Source organism: Acidobacteriota bacterium (assembly GCA_016208495.1).
Lineage (GTDB): Bacteria > Acidobacteriota > Blastocatellia > Chloracidobacteriales > Chloracidobacteriaceae > JACQXX01.
Map to the genome: position 1 here is coordinate 1 of JACQXX010000106.1, position 4455 is coordinate 4455.

Sequence of the window (4455 nt, forward strand, 5' to 3'; positions counted from 1 at the left end):
GGGTTGTCTTCTTTCAGGTGTATTACAATTTTGCCCGTCCTCATTTGAGTCTGCGTCTTCCTCTGCCTGACTCTGAGCGTCGCTCCTCGGGTGTGATTCATCCCAAATGGAAACCCCGGACCCCAGGGATCGCCGCTGGGTCAACCGACCATGTCTGGACCTTTAGCGAGCTTTTAACCGCCAAATTTGAGCCGATTCAGAATCACAGTATTAGCCGATGAGCACCCATTCTCAGCAAATCCAGATATTCTTCGCGGAAAGTCTGTTTTCGATGATGGTCTTCCTGGTTAGCAATGTAGCTTTTTACCTTGTCAATGATGGTCGGGCTGACCGTAAACACGCCGTATCTGTCCTGCCACCCAAAATTCCGAAGGTTCAACGTTTCGTGAATCCATTGTGAAGAGCTGTGCTTGACATCCCGCATCACATCCGCCAGCCGGTGGGTCGTTCGCAGGCTTATCAAAAGATGAACGTGGTCAGCGGTCCCTCCAACCATTTCTGGAATGCCGCCCAAAGTTCGCACTGCACCGCCGATGAATGCATGAAGTCGTGGTCTCCAATCCTGGGCAATGACTGGCTGGCGGTGTTTGGTACTGAACACAATGTGGTAATGCAAACTGAAATGGGTTGACGACATTGTGGAGTCTCCAGCGCCCATCCGGGCGCGAATACGGGCCGGGCATTGGTCCGGTGGGTGCGCCTCAAAGCAGGCTTCCCACCGGCTACTATCCATCGCCCATCCGGGCGGAAATCGTCAGCTTTACAGCAGAAGAGATTTAGATTTGAAAATGATAGACCTGTGCAGCCAGTTTCCAGAGTTGATCAAGCCATTGACTATACCACTCAGTAAAGCTACTTCCATTTTTTTCAGGCTTTAATAAACCGTCGCTTTCAGTGTCATCAATCCAGATGGTACCTCGTTGAGGTCCGGTTATCACCAGGAGGATGGCAATCCCACACCCAACATCCGAAATTGGCAGTGCGCCCTGGGTGAGAGAAAAAGGATCCATATCATATTGATCGCGTTCGGCTTCTGAAATCTGATTATAGCTCCAGGGTGATTGGTGCAAGAAGGGCTTCTTCAAGTCATCTAAAATCCGGTTGTGATTCATCGAAAAGAAGCGACGAAGCGGTAGAATTCCCTTCCAGGGGCCATCACCTCCATCGCCGATTTCCAAAATAAACCTCCGGTAATCTTCAGGCAAAGTAATATCATATCTGGCTTCAAATCCCTCAACTTCTTGAAGAGTCAGACAAGGGTTAAAAACACAATCTAAGGCCAGATAGCCTAGAATTGGGTTTCCTTCCAGTGATTGCAAGTGACCAAGTTTTTTGCTCCATACCTGAATGTAATCCATAGTTCCTCAACCACTTTACTGGTTTATCCTTATTTTATTCGAGAACCTGTGGCCAATGCCTGACATTGTTTCCATCAACCGTGGTTGCCTGGCGCCGCAGGTAGTTATTCCATGTACCAGCGTATTCTTCAAGATACAGGGCATGTTGCGCCGGGTGAAGTGTGACCCACTGTTCAACGTCTTGTGCAGCACAAGACATGATGCAGGCCAGAGTATGGAAATGCACTCCCATCTTTTTGAATCGTCGTCGGCCATGACGATTGAGAAATGGTTGTGATACCAGGTCAAGCTCTTGTTTTTTGCCACATTTTAACCCAACGCCCATCATTGGAAGCGAGCCTTTTTTGAAGGACGGATGTGCCCGGATTTCATACAAAGTTGGAACATCTCTACCGCTCCATTGCCCGCACTCGATAATTTCGCTGAAAATCGTCAGGTAGGCGTTGGTCTCTTCGTCTGTCCAGGTGCCATCGAACGGACCACCGATGCGTTTTTCAAATACTTCACCGTCATCCACATCAAGTGACAACCAGCCATCCCGATACCGGATATAAAAATCACGGCCTTGATACGCAAGCCAGTACTGAACCGGGCACTCTCCGCCACCACAAAACGGAAGGATGTTGTCGGGTCTCTGCATATACGCGCCCTGCTACCTTTTTCGAATGTAACGTGTGCTGGTGGAAATGCCAAAAGCACGACCACCAGCACTGTCTAGTTGGCCAAGGAACCAAATCAATTCACCTGGTCACACAGGCCGTTTGGAAAACTTCCTGACTGAAGGCGGAACTCTCAACTTTTTCTTCATTCTTCATTCGTTACTTGCGCTGTGGCGGGCTTCGACGACGGAGTGGATGCCGCCGCGTGGAGTGAATTCGCCTTTGACTTCGATCTTGACCGGGTCACAGGCGGCGACGATGTCCCGCAGCACCCGGTTGATGACGTTTTCGTAGAAAATCCCCAAATTGCGGTACGACAAAATGTATTCCTTGAGCGATTTCAGCTCCAGGCATTTTTCGCGGGGCGTGTACTTGATTGTAATGGTTCCAAAATCCGGCAGGCCCGTCAACGGACAAACGGAAGTAAATTCCGGTATTACAATCGTGATGTCGTAGTTCTGGAATTGATTTGGCCAGGTTTCAATCGCCGGCAATGGGGCATCAATTCCCTTCTTGGCGTGTTCTTCAGTGTAGGCGCTCATGCGCGGTATCTTCCTCCTCAAGCAATGATAATAAATGAGTAAGTTCCGCCGGTAAGGCAGAACGAAAGTGCATCCGCTCGCCGGTCACGGGATGGGTAAACCCGAGGGTTGCGGCGTGCAAAAACTGTCTTCCAAGCTGTTCGACGCCAATGCGGTGGGTGTGGCGCTGGATATTGGTACTCCGACCTTTGCCATATATTTCATCGGCCACGACCGGGTGCTTCACATAGGCGCAATGGACGCGAATCTGGTGCGTGCGACCCGTTTTGATCTCGACGTCAAGCAGCGTAAATTCCTGAAACCGATGCGTGACGGTCAAAATCGAGAGCGCGTTGCGGCCTTCACTGGGACGGCATACGGTCATTTTCAGGCGGTTATTTCGATCACGGGCCACCGGAGCGTCAATCGTAATTTTGTTTCCGTTCACCTGACCATACACCAATGCGGTGTAGTGTTTTTCAACCGTCCGATCTCGAAACTGGTTGGCCAGATGCTCCAGCGCCGCTTCGGTTTTGGCCACGACCATCACGCCCGACGTGTCACGGTCCAGGCGATGCACCAGTCCTGGACGGTAGCTCCCATCTGTCGAAAGCTGACGCCCAGCAGCCTCGTGCTCCATTTTCAGGTGAAACGCGAGCGCGTTGGCCAGCGTCCCCTGGGTGATGCCTGCCGCCGGATGAACCACCATTCCGGCGGCTTTTTCGAGCACCAGAATCGCATCGTCTTCATACACAATCGTCAACGGCAGGTCTTCTGGAATCAAATCGGTGGCGACGGCTTCGGGAATATCAGCATCAATCGTGTCAGTCGCTCGCAGGCGGTGGCTGACCCGCACGACTTTCCCGTTGACCAGAACATCACCGGCTTCAATGCTTCGCTGGATGCGGCTCCGGCTGATTCCCAGTTGGGCCGCCAGAAAGACGTCCACCCGGTCGCCAATGTGTTCTGTAGGAACGGTTAAAACTTCGCTTTCAATTTTGGTTGTCATTTAGGGTTCGGGGTTCGGGGTTCAGGGTTCGGGGTTCAGGGTTTGGGGTTCGGGGTTCGGGGTTCGGGGTTTGGGGTTCAGGGTTCGGGGTTTGGGGTTTAGGGTATCAGGTCTTGACCCAAATTGGATCAATCGCCATCCAGGCAAATATCGCCAGGTCATTCACAAACTGTGCAGCTTACCCCGAACCCCAACTCCTGACAAGGTGACCAACTGACAAGGTGACAAGGTGATTTCTTTCATCCCTCATCCTTCATCCCTCATCCCTTCCGAAAACCCTGAACCCTCCTATCGGTATTCTCCCTGCAACTGAAAGGCGGCCCAATAGAACGGCGACCGCCACCGCTTCTCTTTCATAATCGCCAACTGAGCCTGACGTAGCGCCACTGCCGGTGTTTTCCCTTGCTTCAAAAGACCTTCATAGAGGCGTTCCATCAATTCAGCCGTGGCCTGATCGCTCACGCTCCATAAACTGACGATAATGCGCGGCGACCCGGCATACATAAACCCACGCGTGAGTCCGACCAGACCTTCTCCCTGAAATTGTTTCCCAAGCCCGGTTTCACAGGCGGATAACACCACCAGTTCGGCATTGAGACTCATATTATAAACATCTGAAAGTAACAGAAACCCGTCTTGCTCTTCTCCTTTTTTGTTCACCAGCGACAGCGCCAGCCCTGAAAATTCTGGATTTTGGAGGTTCACAAATCCGTGAGTGGCAAAATGAATCATCTGATACTGACTCAATTCCTGGCTGGCGGCAAATTCCGGTGCTCATCGGCTAATACTTTGAAAAAGAAACAGGTCAGTCCTACGATAGAAAAGACAAAAAACAGAAGAGAAATCGGAGGGCTGACCTGTGAGAAAACCAAAAGAATGGGGACAAGGATGCCCCAAACCGGAATGTA

6 protein-coding genes and 1 pseudogene are annotated in these 4455 nt (G+C 51.2%); 1 reads left to right on the plus strand and 6 read right to left on the minus strand.

Going from position 1 to position 4455, the window contains the following annotated elements:
* Positions 1 to 202: 202 nt before the first annotated feature.
* On the minus strand, positions 203 to 637 hold the full coding sequence (tnpA, locus tag HY774_21565; protein MBI4751075.1) for an IS200/IS605 family transposase: 435 nt from the start codon (positions 635 to 637) through the stop codon (positions 203 to 205).
* Here tnpA and HY774_21570 point away from each other — a divergent pair.
* Positions 628 to 780: a hypothetical protein gene (locus HY774_21570; GenBank protein ID MBI4751076.1), complete on the plus strand. Its 153-nt coding sequence runs from the start codon at positions 628 to 630 to the stop codon at positions 778 to 780. The two genes, tnpA and HY774_21570, sit on opposite strands and share 10 nt — an antisense overlap.
* On the opposite strand, the gene HY774_21575 is transcribed toward HY774_21570, so the two are convergent.
* The 5 genes and pseudogenes from HY774_21575 to HY774_21595 all read right to left on the minus strand — a co-directional run bounded on the left by HY774_21575 (position 777) and on the right by HY774_21595 (position 4315).
* A complete protein-coding gene (locus tag HY774_21575; GenBank protein ID MBI4751077.1) occupies positions 777 to 1358 on the minus strand; it encodes an SMI1/KNR4 family protein in 582 nt (193 codons plus the stop codon). The two genes, HY774_21570 and HY774_21575, sit on opposite strands and share 4 nt — an antisense overlap.
* A gap of 34 nt (positions 1359 to 1392) precedes the next feature.
* Positions 1393 to 1998, minus strand: a complete 606-nt coding sequence (locus tag HY774_21580; GenBank protein ID MBI4751078.1) for a hypothetical protein — start codon at positions 1996 to 1998, stop codon at positions 1393 to 1395.
* A gap of 171 nt (positions 1999 to 2169) precedes the next feature.
* Complete coding sequence (gene queF, locus HY774_21585; protein ID MBI4751079.1) at positions 2170 to 2559, minus strand: NADPH-dependent 7-cyano-7-deazaguanine reductase QueF; 390 nt, start codon at positions 2557 to 2559, stop codon at positions 2170 to 2172.
* Positions 2543 to 3547, minus strand: a complete 1005-nt coding sequence (locus tag HY774_21590; protein MBI4751080.1) for an RluA family pseudouridine synthase — start codon at positions 3545 to 3547, stop codon at positions 2543 to 2545. Before HY774_21590 ends, queF begins: the two co-directional genes overlap by 17 nt.
* Positions 3548 to 3835: 288 nt before the next feature.
* Positions 3836 to 4315 (minus strand): annotated as a pseudogene (locus tag HY774_21595) (CHAT domain-containing protein).
* Positions 4316 to 4455: the final 140 nt, after the last annotated feature.